The organism is Gammaproteobacteria bacterium, from assembly GCA_040183005.1.
In the GTDB taxonomy this organism is placed as follows: Bacteria; Pseudomonadota; Gammaproteobacteria.
In genome coordinates this window covers 1-15,591 of record JAMPIW010000009.1, presented here as the reverse complement: position 1 = coordinate 15,591, position 15,591 = coordinate 1, and the positions used below count along the sequence as shown (strand labels likewise).

At 53.0% G+C, this 15,591-nt stretch carries 20 protein-coding genes; 14 read left to right on the top strand and 6 right to left on the bottom strand.

Annotation, left to right across the window (positions count from 1 at the left end):
* Window positions 1-35 precede the first annotated feature (35 nt).
* The gene (locus M3A44_15055) at window positions 36-1,070 is read left to right on the top strand and encodes a hypothetical protein (GenBank protein MEQ6342917.1); all 1,035 of its coding nucleotides are present in this window, start codon (window positions 36-38) and stop codon (window positions 1,068-1,070) included.
* A 547-nt stretch (window positions 1,071-1,617) separates the two neighbouring features.
* Complete coding sequence (locus M3A44_15050) at window positions 1,618-2,271, top strand: hypothetical protein (GenBank protein ID MEQ6342916.1); 654 nt, start codon at window positions 1,618-1,620, stop codon at window positions 2,269-2,271.
* A 410-nt stretch (window positions 2,272-2,681) separates the two neighbouring features.
* On the opposite strand, the gene M3A44_15045 is transcribed toward M3A44_15050, so the two are convergent.
* Window positions 2,682-4,043 carry an IS110 family transposase gene (locus M3A44_15045; GenBank protein ID MEQ6342915.1) on the bottom strand — a complete coding sequence of 454 codons (1,362 nt, stop codon included), beginning with the start codon at window positions 4,041-4,043 and terminating at the stop codon, window positions 2,682-2,684.
* Between the two features lie 408 nt (window positions 4,044-4,451).
* Here M3A44_15045 and M3A44_15040 point away from each other — a divergent pair, with 408 nt between their 5' ends.
* The 6 genes from M3A44_15040 (at window position 4,452) to M3A44_15015 (ending at window position 7,023) form a co-directional block, all read left to right on the top strand.
* Window positions 4,452-4,781 (top strand): hypothetical protein, encoded by a 330-nt coding sequence (locus M3A44_15040; protein ID MEQ6342914.1) that lies wholly within the window; start codon window positions 4,452-4,454, stop codon window positions 4,779-4,781.
* Between the two features lie 101 nt (window positions 4,782-4,882).
* Entirely contained in the window at window positions 4,883-5,503 is a 621-nt protein-coding gene (locus M3A44_15035) for a hypothetical protein (protein ID MEQ6342913.1), read from the top strand.
* A 135-nt stretch (window positions 5,504-5,638) separates the two neighbouring features.
* Entirely contained in the window at window positions 5,639-5,935 is a 297-nt protein-coding gene (locus tag M3A44_15030; protein MEQ6342912.1) for a type II toxin-antitoxin system RelE/ParE family toxin, read from the top strand.
* Window positions 5,936-6,000: 65 nt separating this feature from the next.
* Window positions 6,001-6,240, top strand: coding sequence for a putative addiction module antidote protein (locus M3A44_15025; GenBank protein ID MEQ6342911.1), 240 nt, complete (start codon window positions 6,001-6,003; stop codon window positions 6,238-6,240).
* A 173-nt stretch (window positions 6,241-6,413) separates the two neighbouring features.
* Window positions 6,414-6,728, top strand: a complete 315-nt coding sequence (locus M3A44_15020) for a type II toxin-antitoxin system RelE/ParE family toxin (protein ID MEQ6342910.1) — start codon at window positions 6,414-6,416, stop codon at window positions 6,726-6,728.
* Entirely contained in the window at window positions 6,721-7,023 is a 303-nt protein-coding gene (locus tag M3A44_15015) for a helix-turn-helix domain-containing protein (GenBank protein ID MEQ6342909.1), read from the top strand. The genes M3A44_15020 and M3A44_15015 overlap by 8 nt, the downstream gene beginning before the upstream one ends.
* Window positions 7,024-7,395: 372 nt before the next feature.
* Here M3A44_15015 and M3A44_15010 read toward each other — a convergent pair whose 3' ends face one another.
* Entirely contained in the window at window positions 7,396-7,668 is a 273-nt protein-coding gene (locus tag M3A44_15010) for a hypothetical protein (GenBank protein MEQ6342908.1), read from the bottom strand.
* Between the two features lie 70 nt (window positions 7,669-7,738).
* Between M3A44_15010 and M3A44_15005 the strand changes: the two genes are divergently transcribed.
* A complete protein-coding gene (locus tag M3A44_15005) occupies window positions 7,739-8,383 on the top strand; it encodes a hypothetical protein (GenBank protein ID MEQ6342907.1) in 645 nt (214 codons plus the stop codon).
* On the opposite strand, the gene M3A44_15000 is transcribed toward M3A44_15005, so the two are convergent.
* Complete coding sequence (locus tag M3A44_15000) at window positions 8,361-9,812, bottom strand: IS66 family transposase (GenBank protein ID MEQ6342906.1); 1,452 nt, start codon at window positions 9,810-9,812, stop codon at window positions 8,361-8,363. The two genes, M3A44_15005 and M3A44_15000, sit on opposite strands and share 23 nt — an antisense overlap.
* 244 nt (window positions 9,813-10,056) lie before the next feature.
* Here M3A44_15000 and M3A44_14995 point away from each other — a divergent pair, with 244 nt between their 5' ends.
* Entirely contained in the window at window positions 10,057-10,956 is a 900-nt protein-coding gene (locus tag M3A44_14995) for an ankyrin repeat domain-containing protein (protein ID MEQ6342905.1), read from the top strand.
* A gap of 24 nt (window positions 10,957-10,980) precedes the next feature.
* On the opposite strand, the gene M3A44_14990 is transcribed toward M3A44_14995, so the two are convergent.
* Together M3A44_14990 and M3A44_14985 are read right to left on the bottom strand one after the other, a co-directional pair.
* Entirely contained in the window at window positions 10,981-11,550 is a 570-nt protein-coding gene (locus M3A44_14990; GenBank protein MEQ6342904.1) for a transposase, read from the bottom strand.
* On the bottom strand, window positions 11,531-12,268 hold the full coding sequence (locus M3A44_14985; GenBank protein ID MEQ6342903.1) for a transposase family protein: 738 nt from the start codon (window positions 12,266-12,268) through the stop codon (window positions 11,531-11,533). The genes M3A44_14990 and M3A44_14985 overlap by 20 nt, the downstream gene beginning before the upstream one ends.
* A 17-nt stretch (window positions 12,269-12,285) precedes the next feature.
* On the opposite strand from M3A44_14985, the gene M3A44_14980 reads away from it, so the two are divergent.
* The 4 genes from M3A44_14980 (at window position 12,286) to M3A44_14965 (ending at window position 14,673) form a co-directional block, all read left to right on the top strand.
* Window positions 12,286-12,519 (top strand): hypothetical protein, encoded by a 234-nt coding sequence (locus M3A44_14980; GenBank protein MEQ6342902.1) that lies wholly within the window; start codon window positions 12,286-12,288, stop codon window positions 12,517-12,519.
* A 75-nt stretch (window positions 12,520-12,594) separates the two neighbouring features.
* Window positions 12,595-13,828 (top strand): IS3 family transposase gene (locus M3A44_14975; GenBank protein MEQ6342901.1). Its coding sequence is split into 2 segments (ribosomal slippage): window positions 12,595-12,887 and window positions 12,886-13,828, totalling 1,236 coding nucleotides; the frame shifts between segments, so codons are not numbered across the junction.
* Window positions 13,829-14,161: 333 nt separating this feature from the next.
* The gene (locus tag M3A44_14970; GenBank protein MEQ6342900.1) at window positions 14,162-14,449 is read left to right on the top strand and encodes a BrnT family toxin; all 288 of its coding nucleotides are present in this window, start codon (window positions 14,162-14,164) and stop codon (window positions 14,447-14,449) included.
* Window positions 14,446-14,673 carry a BrnA antitoxin family protein gene (locus M3A44_14965; GenBank protein MEQ6342899.1) on the top strand — a complete coding sequence of 76 codons (228 nt, stop codon included), beginning with the start codon at window positions 14,446-14,448 and terminating at the stop codon, window positions 14,671-14,673. The genes M3A44_14970 and M3A44_14965 overlap by 4 nt, the downstream gene beginning before the upstream one ends.
* 37 nt (window positions 14,674-14,710) lie before the next feature.
* Here the strand turns inward: M3A44_14965 and M3A44_14960 are convergent.
* Window positions 14,711-15,591, bottom strand: an 881-nt coding sequence (locus M3A44_14960) for an IS110 family transposase (protein MEQ6342898.1), incomplete at its 5' end; no start/stop codon positions are given.

Here is a 15,591-nt window from a genome sequence, read left to right as displayed (position 1 = left end):
GCGTGCCCCTTAATTCGGCGTTAGGCGTCTCCAACATGTCTCTCTCTGATCTCCACAATCCAAAAGCGGCAGCGGAAATGATCGATCGCTTCCGCAAGCGATTCAGCTCGAAGGTCTGCATGGCACCACACGCAGATCACGAAGGGTCAATCATCTCCGCTCATACCCTTTCTGTGGAAGCGATGCTTCGAAAAATTGCCGTAGATTCGCACGTATATTCCGCAGGGCAGGCCAAGCGCATTGCGCGAGACACGTTTCCTATCGAGATACAGAGGCGTGGTCTGCGCGACGTGTCAGTATTCAACGGATTCTGCCAAAAGCATGATCGTGAGCTATTCGCATGCCTCGAAACGGAACCGTTTCGATTTGGTCGGCAACAGATCTTCATGCTCGCGTACCGAGGTGCGGCGCGCGAGTGCTATCTGAAGCGGAAGCAGTACGAGACCCTTCCATCGCCGGACGACTATGCAGACATTCACGGAATTGAAGAGAAGCTCAGGCTCAGCGAAGCAGCACTTATATTTCAAGCAGCATCGCTTCGCGGAGCCGAAGAGGCGGAAGGGCTGAAGGCATCACTTGATAGCCACCTAATGAACCAGGCATGGGGACGGTTAATTACCCGTGCAATACTCTTTCCAAAGTCGCCGTCAGTGCTGGCAACCGCAGCATTCCAACCCTTCTTTGACATGAACGGTGTTCAGTTGCAAGATTTCGAAGATCTTGAAGCCGAAATGAGCCAGATCTGCATGTCTGTTATCCCGGTTGAAACTGGCGCTGCTGCGGTCTTCTCGTGGTTGGATTCAGCCAATTCCGCTCCCTCACGCTTCTTTGACTCCGTTGCTGCAGGCTCCAATCTCACTTCTGCAGTCCTTCATGCTGTGCTCGACAATACTGAGAACTTCGCGCTGAATCCGACGTGGTATGAAGGCCTTCCCGAGGATAAGAAGCGGTACATTTTTTCACGCATGATGCTCTTTGAGCAGAGCGTTTCTTACTCTGATAGGAAAAGGCCAGATGAAACTGCGCCAGTTTTGGACGAATGGGGTCACGGCGTTATCGCCTCATTCTGAGACGCCTAACACGTCATTCAAGGGGACACGCCTTGGCGAGGCATTTTTAGGTCACGGGTTTCATCAGCGCAGGGGCGTTGTTCCGGCCTCATCGTTGGCGTGCCCCTTAATTCTTACGTTAGGCAATCTGAAAAGAGCAGTTACTTTTCAGTGCAGGAGTAACACGTCGCATCACACGTTCAGCCTATTTCTGGCCAAGGAGTGCGGCTTGCTGGAAAGTGCAGCGGTCGCGGACAAGCTTCACTCCTCTCCGTGGTGAGTCGTTTCTTGGCAAGCATTGGGTAACTTTTTTGGCTTTCTCGACTTGGCTAGTTTTTGTGCGGGTGGCATCAAGCGCAAGGAAATAAAACGGGCTTTTTTCTTGAGCGCGTTGGTCTAACATAGCTCTCAGAGCGCGTCGGGCCTAACACGTCATTCAAGGGGACACGCCTTGGCGAGGCATTTTTAGGTTCGTGGGTTTCATCAGCGTTGGGGCGTTGTTCTGGCCTCGTCGTTGGCGCGCCCCTTAATTCTCACGTTATACCTGTGTCACACCGAGGAGATGACAATGACCACAACTGCGTCAGTATCGCTACTAATCGACAAGGACGCGTCAGAGGAGCAGTTCACCGCGTTTCTGGGTGACCTATCGAGAGATCACATTGATACCACCGTTGTGCGCCGCCCACCCGAAGGCCCGTTTGCCGCACTCGACTGGCTAATCCCCACAGGAATAATCCTGTTCATCGCAAAGCCGTACTTTGAAACCATCCTTAAGAAAATGGCGGAGGATCACTATGCGATTTTGAAATCCGCAACCGGAAAGCTTTGGAAGAAGTTCTTTGGCCCGAAGCCCGAGATCGAGAGGGCCGTCCACGGACGCGGAGGGGTTGTAAAGGAATCACCCTTCTCAAGGTCATTCTCGATCACAGCACAGAGTGTGCACGGGACCAAAATCACTCTCCTCTTTCCGCGGGACGTGACATCTGAAGACTTTGTGTTGGCGATCGAGAAATTCGAATTATTAATGCTCCAACATCATGCTAGTGGTGGCGCTGATCCGCTTTCGAGTTTACTGGAATCTCGCGAGCTGCCCCCGATGGATTGGCAACAGCTGATCTATCTCAATCCCAAGTCAAAGCGGCTCGAGCTCATCGACTATGTTCAAAGCTCAAGACTCAGCGAGCTTATCAGCGATGAGATCACACACAAGCAGGCATAACCCGGCGCTCAAGCGGACGGCTGCGCCGCCGCTTAGCTTTGCGTTAGGCGGTCATCAGACTTTGGTTCGGCCAAGTGTGTTGGCAAGATTCCGGCGGCATCGTCCTGCCCAGCGTTATCTGTGCGAGGGTCGCTTCGGGTACAGGGTTCTTCCCAGCCTTTTATCCGTTTGCGACACGCTAAGGTTGCGAGTAATGATGGGGGTTCTCCGATCTGTGGTGTTACCCCTCAGTTATCGTCGTCTCCACCGCGTGACGCAAGCCGGGGTCACGCGCAAAGGGTTCGCACTGGCGCGAGTAACATCAGCCTGTTAATGTTGTTCAAAGTTTTGGCGGGTGGGTACGTCTTGTGCAGTGTCTTCCCAGGCCTCTTAAGAAACACCTACCAAGTGATTGATTTAGCATGAGTGTTTTAGGCAGGCTGCTCAGTGGCGACGAGTTTCATACCGAGCTTTTCGGCGCGCTTGTTCAACTGATGTAGCACGCGTTCGCGGTACCGCTCCTCGTAGTAGTGCTGCCCCTGGTCGGTGTACTCCTCGCCCTTGGTCAGCATTGCGTAGATCAACCGAGCCAGCTTGTGAGCGGTGGCTGTCACTGCTTTGGGTTTGTCCATGCGTGAGCACATCCGACGGAAGTATGCGCCCAGCGCCGATTGGCTGCTGCGTAACGCGGCAGCAGCCAATCGCAGAGCCTGGGCGGCGCGATTGGCGCAGCGCTTGGTCTTGCCGGAGAGCACCTTGCCGCCAGTAATCCTGGTGCCCGGGCACAACCCCATCCACGAGGCGAAGTGCTTGTCCGTGGGGAACCGTGACATATCGGTGCCCACCTCTGAGGCCACCACCAGCGCTGTGGTGACGTCGATACCGTCGATGCGCGTGAGGTCTACGCCGCACATCTTGAACAGCTGCGTGCGCAGATCAAACTTCGGGGCATTGCGCGCGCGGCCTCTCTTCTTGCCCTTGGCGGGCTCGCCGTCGTGAACTTGCAGGCTTTGCAGTTGCTGCTCAATCTCCCGGTCGCGCTCGGTCAGTTGCGCGCCATAGAAGTCGAACAAGGCCAGCGCCTGCTTGAGTGCAAACAGATGCTCAGCTCGCCAGTTGCCCTGCAGGCTCTTGGCGATGTCCTCGGCACTGGCATGGATGCGCACATTCTTCATCGCGGCCAGCACCCGCCCGTCACGTTCTCCAGCCACGATGGCGCGCAGAATTTTCTGCCCCGTCTCGCCAACCACGTCGGAGATGACATTGGCCAGTTGGATGTTCATCTGCGTGAGCGCCTTTTGCATGTGCTGCACATGCCGTGCCTGGCTGCGTAGCAGCATCGCCCGCTGGCGCGACAGCGAGCGCAGCGCGCATACGTTGTCGGCCGGACGAAACGCGCCGTGCAACAGGCCGTAGCTCATGAGCTGTTGCAGCCATTGGCAGTCCAGCACGTCGGACTTGCGGCCCGAGACATTCTTGACATGCCGTGCGTTGACCAGCAGCACGGTGAAGCCACGCGCCTCCAGCAGTTCATACAAGGGGATCCAATACACACCCGTGGACTCCATCGCCACGGTGTCCACGCCGCACGCGGCCAGCCAGTCGGCCAGACGATTGAGATCGGCGGTGAAACTCGGGAACTCGCGCACCGGCTCGTCGTCTCGATCAGGCGGTACAGCCACAAAATGCGCGGCGCTGCCTATGTCGATACCGGCAGCGTTGGGGTGGGTCAGGCACAAGGCCTGTCGGGACGTCGGGGACTTCAAACTCAGCGATCGATTGCGTTGCGCCATGACTTGCTCCATTATTCGTTGTGGAATGTGGCGCCGGATCGGGTACGTCGTCTTGCTCACTCTCTTAAACGGGATATCGAACCGTCGGCCAATGGCCTGCGAATCGATTCACCAATGTCGATGACGTCACCCATGACCACGCTAACATGCGGGCAATGTGCACCATTGCTATTCCGGTCTTCCCCAGCGCCGCATTCCAGTTTGCCACAACGTGGCCACCACGTGTTTCTTCGGCGCGATTTGCGGCAACGGGCCGATTACTACGCTAACATTGCATTCAAGAGGGACACGCCTTGGCGAGGCATTTTTGGGTGCCGGGTATCATCAACGCAGAGGCGTTGTTCCGGCTTCATCGTTGGCGTGCCCCTTAATTTAACGTTGGGCGTCAATACCAAGGAGACGCATCACATGCAATCAATCATCGCCATCATCGTCGCCGTTTGGTTCTTTCGCTCAGCTCGTGCTGTTGGCAAGAACGGCATCTCGTGGGCAATCGCCGGTGTCCTTGCCTTCCTAGCGCCTAGCCTACCGTGGCTTCTGTTTATCAGAAGCATCATCCCGCGCCTAGCTGAATCCGATCTTGGGGATACCCCTGATTGGCTCGTTGGGTTTGCGCTTGGGCTTGTTGGCATCGGTCTTGGCCTCCTGGCAGCGTTCTGGCTATACAAGGCAAAGTTGCGACCAGTCGCTCAGAAGAAAACAGATTCCCATTACGTCAATGACAAGCTGTCAAAGTAATAGGCCCAACATGACGTTCGAGAGGGGCGCGCCCCTTAGCTTTACGTTGGGCGCTAAACGTAGGGAGCTGAAACTTTCAACCAAAGCACAAGGAGAGAGAAATGAATCGGGTAAAAAGCACAAAGAGACTGCTGTTCCTTTTGGCACTTCTGTTCGGGGCGCTGTCACGGTCGATCGCGGCTGAACCAGCCGTACCAGCATCGTTCGTCGCAGATGCGACCACGGGAATCAGTAGAGCTGCGTTTGACACCATTAAACGCTACTACAAACGTGGCTTCCCGCCTGGCGAACTGACACCGTCGAAGGAATACCCTGTTCGCATTGCATTCTCGGAGTCAGATGCTAAGGACGTGACGCTGGAACATACGTACAAGTCGGCTACTGTGTCTGGCACGGCATCAATTACCGCCAAGAAAATCGAGCTGGCCGTCGATGACACAGACCCCGCTGCAAACAAGGAACGCGCAAAGGATCCGAATGTGTGGGTGGAGATTGTCGCAGGAAGACTGCGGGTGAAGTCTGGAAAGTATGAATGTGCTGGCACATTCTTGGCCAATGGCAAGAAGATCGTCATAATCAGCGGTGACGCCGAGATCACGGGTTTGGATGGCCTAGTAACGTTTTCGACTGGTGCCCAAGTGGTGGTTGACGGCCAGAACTTCTCCTACTTACAGGGCAAATGGGTAGCGTCCGCTGCTGCTTCATCCGACACCAAGAGGTGACCTCGTGCATGACGCCCAACCACGCATTCGAGAGGGACGCCGCAAAAGCGCGGCGCCCCTCAATTTGAACGTTAGGCGCCTCAGGGCAGCGTACATGGCATTGACAATTTGTATCCTATGGGATACAGTTGCTCCATGATTGAAATTCGCAAAACAGACCTCTTCGCGCAATGGCTGGATGCCTTGCGCGACATTCAGGCGAGAGCGCGCGTCCAAGTAAGAATCGAACGGCTCGCCGCTGGAAACCCCGGAGACGTCGAGCCGGTTGGCGAAGGTGTCTCGGAGTTGCGAATCAACTATGGCCCCGGTTACCGGGTGTATTTCAAGAAGCGAGGTCAAGGTCTGATCATTCTGCTGGTCGGTGGTGACAAAACCACCCAGGCCAAGGACATCAAGGTCGCCTTGCGCCTCGCACGTAATCTTTCGGAGTAACCAGCATGGCCAAGATTGTTACCACTCGCTATGACGTCACTGAACACCTAAGAACCCCTGAAGAAATGGCCGCTTATCTTGAAGCCTGCCTTGAGGAAGCCGACGGAGATGCCGCATTCATTGCCAAAGCGCTCGGCGATATTGCTCGCGCCAAGGGCATGACACAGGTCGCACGAGATGCCGGGCTATCCCGTGAAAGTCTTTACAAGGCGCTTTCTGGCGACCGTAGCCCTGGCTTTGACACCATCCTCAAAGTCATCGGGGCACTTGGACTGAAGTTGCATGCCGAAGCCAGTCACGGCTAAGTGAGCCTAACACGTCATTCAAGGGGACACGCCTTGGCGAGGCATTTTTAGGTTCACGGGTGTCATCAGCGCAGGTGCGTTGTTCTGGCCTCATCGTTGGCGTGCCCCTTAATTCTTACGTTAGCCCTTTGAGAAGGCTTGACAATAATACGTCAATGACGTATATTATCTGAATGTTTACGATTGTAGAAACCCCAACCTTTGCGGCAGATGCCAAAGACCTCTGGACAGAGGAAGAACGAGGTGCCTTCTGTGCCTGGTTGTCCGCCCATCCAGAAGTAGGGGATGTCATTCCAGGCAGTGGCGGTTGCCGTAAAGTGCGCTGGAGCAGGCCGGGAAAAGGCAAGAGTGGTGGTGTCCGTGTTATTTACTTCACTCGACTTACCAATGGTGAATTATGGCTATTGGTCATATATGCAAAGAGTGTTCGCGGAAACATCCCGCCTCACATACTGAAATCTATTCGGGAAGCCATTGAAAATGAATAAGCGCAAAGTAATGACAGGAGAAGAGCTTGGTGAAAAGCTTCTGCGGTCGGTTCGTGAAATGAAGGCTGGCAAAGCTGCTCGCGCCACCCAGGTCGCCCCTAATGAGGTAGCTGCTGCTCGCCTCAAAACTGGCCTCTCTCAGTCACAGTTTGCTCAAGCTCTGCATATTTCTGCACGCACATTGCAAGAGTGGGAGCAAGGACGTCGTCAACCCTCTGGCGCAGCCCAAGCACTTATACAAATTGCCTTCAAACACCCAGAAGTTATTGCAGAGTCATTAAGGCAAGCTGGCTAACACGTCATTCAAGGGGACACGCCTTGGCGAGGCATTTTTGGGTGTCGGGTATTGTCAGTGTTGGAGCGTTGTTCTGGCCTCATCGTTGGCGTGCCCCTTAATTCTCACGTTAGAGCGCTCATCAGGCTGTAGTTCTGTCGAGCGTGTTGGCGAGAGTCTGGCATCAGCCACACGGGTGGCTTTTGGTTTTAGGTTCTTGCCAATGGTGTTATTTCTTTCCAGTGCATTTGAGCTTTGCCAGAGCAAGCACCCCTTCCAGCAGCGTCATTTCTTTTTGGGCGGTGCTGCGTGTAGCAGAGTCTTTTTTGGCCGCGTCAGATAAAGCCCGTTCATGGGTTCTGTTCAACGGTAAACGGTGCAGGTGCAGTAATCCTAATTTAGGGTTTTAAAAACAGTGGCGGCGCCAGGAGCAGCGTTTTTGCCAGGGGTGTTATTTCTTTCCGGTGCCTGTGAGCTTTGCAGCCAAAAAGTTCTATCCATCAGCGTCATTTCTTTTCGGGCGGCGCCGCCGGTAGCAAGGCCTTTTTTAGCCGCGTCAGATAAAGCCCGTTCACGGGCGCTGTTCAACGGTAAACGGTTCGAGTACAGTAATCCTATCGAAGGTTTGAAAAACAGTGGCGGTGCCAGGTGCAGAGTTCTTTTCATGTTTATCGTTCGCTGCACCGCCGCGTTCTAACATTGCATTCAAGGGGACACGCCTTGGCGAGGCATTTTTATGTCATGGGTTGCATCAACGCAGGGGCGTTGTTCCGACTTCATCGTTGGCGTGCCCCTTAATTTAACGTTAGCCATCATGACATTCGACTTTGCTAAGCTGTTGGAGAAACATCCGGTCGGCGACCTACTTTATCGTCTGGTGCTTTGGGCTGGAATTGCTTTTCTATTTTACTATTTGGCATCTCTCGCAAATGAAAACGGTGGGCAATACGTTTCCGATGCGGTGCGTGGAGGTAACAAAGGCGAATATTGGAATGTCCTCGGTTCCTTTGGCCTGATTTTCTGGATCGTTGGTTGCTTCTCGAAAAATATCTCGCTGAAACTTCCTGAAAACCGAAATTTGTCTTCCGCTGGTTTTGCCGTAACGTCCGTTCTCACTAAGCTTGCTACCGACATCCTTCTCGCCGCGTTTGGGCTTGGTGCAAGCTTTCTTGGTTATCTGGGTTACTACATCCAGTTTGAACATCCGGCGTCTGCTCCAATCAGGATCAACTTGTTTATTGGTTTCGGCTTTACTGCCATGCTGGTGTTGATTGCCTTGCTTGGGTTCCGTGTAATCGTTTTGAAGGCAAAGCCAGATTCGGCAATGAGCCGCCTTGCCATTTCAAGTCGAAAAGTAACTACTCACCCCCGATTATGTTGACCTCACCCGCGAGAGCCATTTGAATCGCAATAAGAGGATTATGTCCCTTGTTGGCCATAGTTTGCAGATAGCTTGATATTCGGCAATAAGCCTGAGCATAAATCTCTGAGCGGAAACAGCCAGAGACCTTTTGCTTCACCTTGGACATTCTCAAATCACGCTCGGCCCGGTTATTGGTGAAGGCGACATGAGGGTTTTTGGCGAACAGCAGGACGGATGCCTCATGTTTTTGCAATCGGTCCAGCAGATTGTGTGCATCTGACTTGGCGAGTTTGCCGCGTTTCCCGCTGGGCTTTTGGGGAATAGGTGGAAGCTCTTTTTCGCCACGGGTGAGAATCGTGCGGTAGCGCTTTTGCAACCGCGCCAGCGCTTCATCGGTCAATCTCTTTTCCGTGCTTCTGGAGACGGTGGCGCAGCTCTCCTGTAAAAGGCGTTTCATGTGGCGCGCCCAGGCATAGTCATTGGCGTCAACAATGAACGTCAATTCGCGCAGCAGATGCGAGCCGCACAGGCCGTGAGAGCAGTGATCATAGGACAAGTAGGATGACCAGCAGTCATGAATGATGACGCCATCGTAGCGCGGAATAATATCGATCGACGTGATCGCTGCCGTGCCCCGTTTTCGATGTAAAAACTTGAGGGTGATCTCCCCTGCGGAGTACACGTGTATCCAGTGGTTTTGCTTATCCACCCGCAAGGAGGTCTCATCCACATGCATAGAGGGTGCTTTCAGCAGCTGTGCGGTGGCGTGCTGCTCCCACCGCTCCAAGGCACGATGAAGCCGCAGCACAAAAGCCAGAAGAGTGGCTTCAGAGATCACAACACCGATCATGGAGGTCAGCAGCGTTTGCGCGCGATTGATCGCGACCATCTGAGACACCAGTAAATTGATGACAAAGGCCTTTAAGCCATCGCCGTATTGCAACGGGCCGTGCATATCCGCCGGGAACTTCCCTTTGACCGTCGCATCGCAGACCGGGCACTGCTTGACCTCGGCATCCACATGCTCAACGACTTTCTCAAAAACAATATCGATCTTCGTCCGTCTTTCATGGTGACTACAGGGCGTATTATCCAGATCTTCGCCACATACATCGCAGAGGCGGACTCTAGAAAGAGTCACACTCTCTTTGACGCGCGTGTTTTTCAGCAGGGCGCCGTTTTCGTTTTTCCCCTTACCCTGGCTCCCCGGATGACTCAACGAGGAGTCGTCCTTTTCCGTTTGGGAGGAGGGCTTGCTGGAGTTGCGGCTGTCTTTCTTGGTTATTCTTTCCAGAAAAATGGAGAGCATCAGCTCCATCATCATGAACATGCTATTCATAAGCACCTGAGTTTCGCGAGGCACTTTACCGTCGCAACTGAGCTGCTCAAAATCCGCTTTCAACCGGCTGACTTCGTTTCTGACCGAGGTTTTGTCTAGGCTTGCCATTAATAATGGGGGGCTATACGTTTGGAATAGCCAAAGGATAACATGGCATTTTTCGACCCCCTGATAACGGTCAGATCAGGCTGAAATGGTTTTTTCGACTTGAAATGGCAAGGCGGCTCATTGAAGAGATCAAAGCCCCTGCCAGCGGCAATAGAGAATAGATTTTACACCGAGATAAGGAAGTGGTTTTTTCGATAGAAAAAACCTGTCAAGAGATTTTTAAGTTATTTTTCGTGTGAAGGGAGTGAGTAGTTACGATGCACCTACTAATTATGGAGAAACACCGCTGCATTGGGCGGCAAGTGGTGTAAATGGATTTGGCAAACAAGTTGACTTAGTGGAATTTGCAGATGTCTTGATCTCGCATGGAGCCGACGTAAACAAAAAAACAGGTGAAGGCAGGTCGTACAAGACGCCTCTGAATTATGCCGCCGAGTCGAACAACCTCCCTGTCGCTAAACTGCTAATAGCTCGTGGCGCAGATGTTGAAGGGGGAAGCTCTTCGCCCTTAAGTTCTGCCGGCGTGAATGGTGATTTCGTAGAGATAGCACAACTTTTGGTGGAAAATGGAGCGAAGGTAAACGCACCATCGCCAACGGGATGGTATCCGCCAATGACGGCTGCGGGGCGAGGCAATATCAAAGTGATGAATTATTTTCTTGCGCGAGGAGCTGACCCAAATGCTGCTGATCGTGCAGGATTCACAGCGCTCTATTCGGCGGCAGGAAGCGATTACGGCCTCTCCACTGCGGCAGCCCTATTGAGTCATGGCGCCAAGCCCAACGCCAAAAATATGCACGGAGGTACAGCCCTCCATCAAGCCGCTTCTCAAGGTGCAATAAAAATTATCGAGCTATTACTTGCTAATAAGGCAGATGTAAATGCTGGCAATAACGAAGGTTATACTCCGCTACATGGTGCCGTATCATACGGAAAAAATGACACAAGAAAAACAGTAGTTGAAATTCTTATAAAGGGTGGAGCGAACGTCAACGCGAAAACTACTCGTGATGGAGAAACCCCTTTTCACAAGGCAATAGCACGGGGCGATGTTGAAATTGTAAAATTACTTCTCAATTACGGGGCTGACGTAAATGCCGTTAGCAAGTACGGCGTCTCAACCCTTTATTGGCTCTTCGCGTGATCGTGTGGGTAAATTTCATGTTTTTTAGAGCCTCGGGAGCATAGACGTGAGTATTTTTAGTCGCAGATATTCTTCATCGCGCAGACCATATGCACGGCGTTGGATGACGCATATCTTATTGTTGAGCCCCTCAACAAAGCCGAGTGAAACTTTATTCTCTGGCTTGCAATAGGCTGCGATCCCATCCCAATGGCGCTCAACCATCTCGGCAAATTTCTCGTAAGGTTTCAGGCGCTGCCACTTCAGGCTGGTTTTCCAATTCTCGAAGAAACACCGCGCCCATGCTTCGCTCCTGTAATCCCACAACTGGCCAAACGACTCTTTCAGCAGGTACGCCGTGTTCAGCCGTTTGTTCGCTGCCAGCAAAGCCTTCAAAGAACGTCTGCCGTCCAGTGTCAGATTTTCGTGATTGGAAAGCAGTACGTATTTCTGCCCCTTAATGTAGCGCCTATCCTTGCCCTGAAGACGTGCATATTCCATCTTTCTGACTTTATCCAGAGCATCGCCGAGATGGCTCATGATGTGGAATTTGTCGAACAGGATGGCCGCCTGCGGGGCGCGTTCGTTGGTTACGTTACGAAAGGGCTTCCACATATCCATCACTGCAAGACAAATGCCTTTGGATTTCTTCTCTCCCTAGCCAGTCATAGAACTGTCGCATGCTGTCCTCCGAACGGTCGGCACCGCCAAACCAGATGGGACGACCACGGATCAAGTCGCTGACTACAATGCGATAGGTATGTCCTTTGCGAATCGATATTTCGTCGATGCCAATGGCCTTGGGTGCTGGCGTTCCGGCGCGTTCCAGTTGCGCGGTCATGTATTGCTTGTCCAGTTCCTTGACGGTGTGCCAGTCCAGAAGCAATTCGCGGGCAATGTCCGACACCGTGCTGGCGCGACACCGTCTGCCTACATACCAAGAAAATCGCTTTGTATAGAGTGGGTTGTCGGCGAGAAAGTCGAGTCGTTCGCGTTTCACTTTCCCGCAGTGCCGACAAAGCACCCGTCGAATTTCGATTTCCAGATAGATACGTGTGTCGCCACAGGAGAGGTCGCGAACTCGTCGAAGCCTCTTGTCGTACCAACCAGAGCGCGTTCTGCCGCAACTGTTGCAGGCCGTTTTTTTGAGCGCCGAACGAGCGTGATGATCCGTGCTTTGGAGTCGCCAAAGATGCCGCGTATCTTTTCCAGCGGGCGAAAACAGGGGAATCGATATGCGTCGAGAATGCGTTTGGGTTTGCGTGAAATAGCCATTGAAAAAACCTCCCATTTTCTGCAACAGGTGCAGGATGCATTTTGCCTGATGCCACAAGGCTTGCGGAGGTTTTCATGTTAAATTTCACCCACTCGATTTCACGAAGACCCAAATTTCGCAGCCTTCAGCCTGGGTTGGCAATGAGCGAAATACTGAAATCACTCAAGCTTCGCGTTTACTATTCATCAGAAGGCGATAAAACGCATGCCATTAAACTTTCCGGGAGTTGGGTGAAAGTTGAATGTCAATTTCAAGGGCCAAGTGAACCCTACGCCCTTCTTGCGGATTTGAATTTTGATGGAAAGTAAGCGTCCAGCCTATAGTGGACCCCAGTTTTCGGACAGTAAATTAAGATGGTAGCCTGCTGTAAAAAGGAGCAGGTCATGAGTGAAACGAAGCGGAAGAATTTTAGTGGTGAGTTGAAGGCCAAGGTTGCACTTGAAGCGATCCGAGGGGTCAAGACAGCGAACGAAATTGGTCAGGAGTTTGGGGTTCATCCGACCCAGGTTGGGGTATGGAAGAAAGATCTCCTGGAGCAGGCATCCAGCCTGTTTGATGCCAAGCGCGGCCCGAAGCCTGCCGACCCCTCGGCGAGTCCTGAGCGACTCTACTCTGAGATCGGGCGGTTGAAGATGGAGCTGGACTGGCTCAAAAAAAGTCCGGGATCAGCCAGTAGCGGCGCGTAAGCAATGGATCAGCGCCATCGAGCCACTGACGTTGACCCGGCAATGTGAACTGGCGGGTATTGCCCGTTCCACCGTCTACGCGCCGCAAATGGCCGCGAAACCGGGCGAACAGGAATTAGCGTTGTTATCGGCGATTGATGCCGAATACACACGGCATCCGTTTTACGGCAGCCGCAAGATGCGGCATTACCTGCGAGGTTTAGGTCACAATATCAATCGCAAGCGGGTGCAACGGTTGATGGGACTATTGGGACTGGCAGGCATGGCGCCGGGGCCGAACACCGGCCGACCGCACCCGCAGCACAAGGTTTATCCGTATCTGCTCAGAGGCGTGGTGGTGACACGACCCAACCAGGTGTGGAGTACTGACATTACGTATATCCGCCTGACGCGGGGGTTTGTGTACTTGGTGGCAGTGATCGACTGGTACTCACGCAAAGTGCTGGCATGGCGATTATCGAACACGCTCGACAGCGTGTTCTGTGTGGATTGTTTGGGGCAGGCGCTACTGGCCTATGGCATCCCCGAGATATTCAACACCGATCAGGGCTGCCAGTTTACCAGTGAAGCTTTTACGGGCGTCCTCAAGGCGCGCGGTATTGCCATCAGCATGGACGGACGTGGGCGGGCACTGGATAACATCTTTGTGGAGCGGCTCTGGCGTAGCGTCAAACACGAAGATGTGTATCTGAAAGGCTACACCACGATGCCTGAATTACTGCTGGGATTGACGGAATATTTTGTGTTTTATAACACAGAAAGAATACACCAATCATTGAACTACATTACGCCTGATGAGGTTTACCGTACAGCGAGCGGAGGCGGTGCAAGCATTGTAGACAAATTCAGTGAGACAGAAAAAACTCACTCAAAAATAGAAGCAATAACGGGGCAGCGCCGTTCTGCTGCATGTGAAAGGTTACCCTCTTAAACTCGATGCATTATTGTCTTGACTGTGGGGTCCACTATAGTGATAGTGGCAGCTCAATATCCATCAATGACCAAGAGTTCAAAACCATCACGATCCAGCTCAAAGCGTATGGGTTGGTGAAGACGGTATATACGCAAACCACAAAGGGTGGAATGGCTTTATTCTGGTCGTTAACACCAAAAGGCGAACAGCTAATGACTGAATCGCGTGTGGTAAGAGACGGCGCCTAACAAGGTGCTCGTTCGGACGCAAATTACGCTGCGCTTCATTTGCGCCGCACAACTTGGTCGTTAGGGTTCTTGACTTACCCGAAATCGTGCATACAATGTATTTATGATAACGTTCGAGTGGGATCAAGCCAAGGCCGCCTCAAACCAGAAGAAGCATGGCGTTTCTTTTGAAGAGGCTCGCTCCGTCTTCTATGATGAGTTCGCGGCGCAGTTCTTCGATGACGAAAGCTCTGGATCTGAAGATCGTTTCCTTATGCTTGGTTTCAGTGACGAGGCTCGCCTTCTAATTGTGTGCCACTGTGAGCGAGAAAACGGAAACGTTATTCGCATCATCTCTGCAAGAAAGGCCACGAAAAAAGAGGGCAAATACTACCCAGGAGCAAAGCTATGAAAACTGAATACGACCTTTCAAAAATGAAATCTCGAAAGAATCCATATGCCACAAAATTAAAAAAGTCCGTAACTATGCGGTTAAGCGAAGATGTCATTGGTTACTTTAAGAAAATGGCTGAAGAAGCTGGGGTTCCCTATCAAAGCCTCATAAATTTATACCTCCGTGACTGTATAGCGCATCACCGGAAAATTGATATTTCTTGGCGCACAACACCCTCTTAAGAAACACCTACCAAGTGATTGATTTAGCATGAGTGTTTTAGGCAGGCTGCTCAGTGGCGACGAGTTTCATACCGAGCTTTTCGGCGCGCTTGTTCAACTGATGTAGCACGCGTTCGCGGTACCGCTCCTCGTAGTAGTGCTGCCCCTGGTCGGTGTACTCCTCGCCCTTGGTCAGCATTGCGTAGATCAACCGAGCCAGCTTGTGAGCGGTGGCTGTCACTGCTTTGGGTTTGTCCATGCGTGAGCACATCCGACGGAAGTATGCGCCCAGCGCCGATTGGCTGCTGCGTAACGCGGCAGCAGCCAATCGCAGAGCCTGGGCGGCGCGATTGGCGCAGCGCTTGGTCTTGCCGGAGAGCACCTTGCCGCCAGTAATCCTGGTGCCCGGGCACAACCCCATCCACGAGGCGAAGTGCTTGTCCGTGGGGAACCGTGACATATCGGTGCCCACCTCTGAGGCCACCACCAGCGCTGTGGTGACGTCGATACCGTCGATGCGCGTGAGGTCTACGCCGCACATCTTGAACAGCTGCGTGCGCAGATCAAACTTCGGGGCATTGCGCGCGCGGCCTCTCTTCTTGCCCTTGGCGGGCTCGCCGTCGTGAACTTGCAGGCTTTGCAGTTGCTGCTCAATCTCCCGGTCGCACTCGGTCAGTTGCGCGCCATAGAAGTCGAACAAGGCCAGCGCCTGCTTGAGTGCAAACAGATGCTCAGCTCGCCAGTTGCCCTGCAGGCTCTTGGCGATGTCCTCGGCACTGGCATGGATGCGCACATTCTTCATCGCGGCCAGCACCCGCCCGTCACGTTCTCCAGCCACGATGGCGCGCAGAATTTTCTGCCCCGTCTCGCCAACCACGTCGGAGATGACATTGGCCAGTTGGATGTTCATCTGCGTGAGCGCCTTTTGCATGTGCTGCA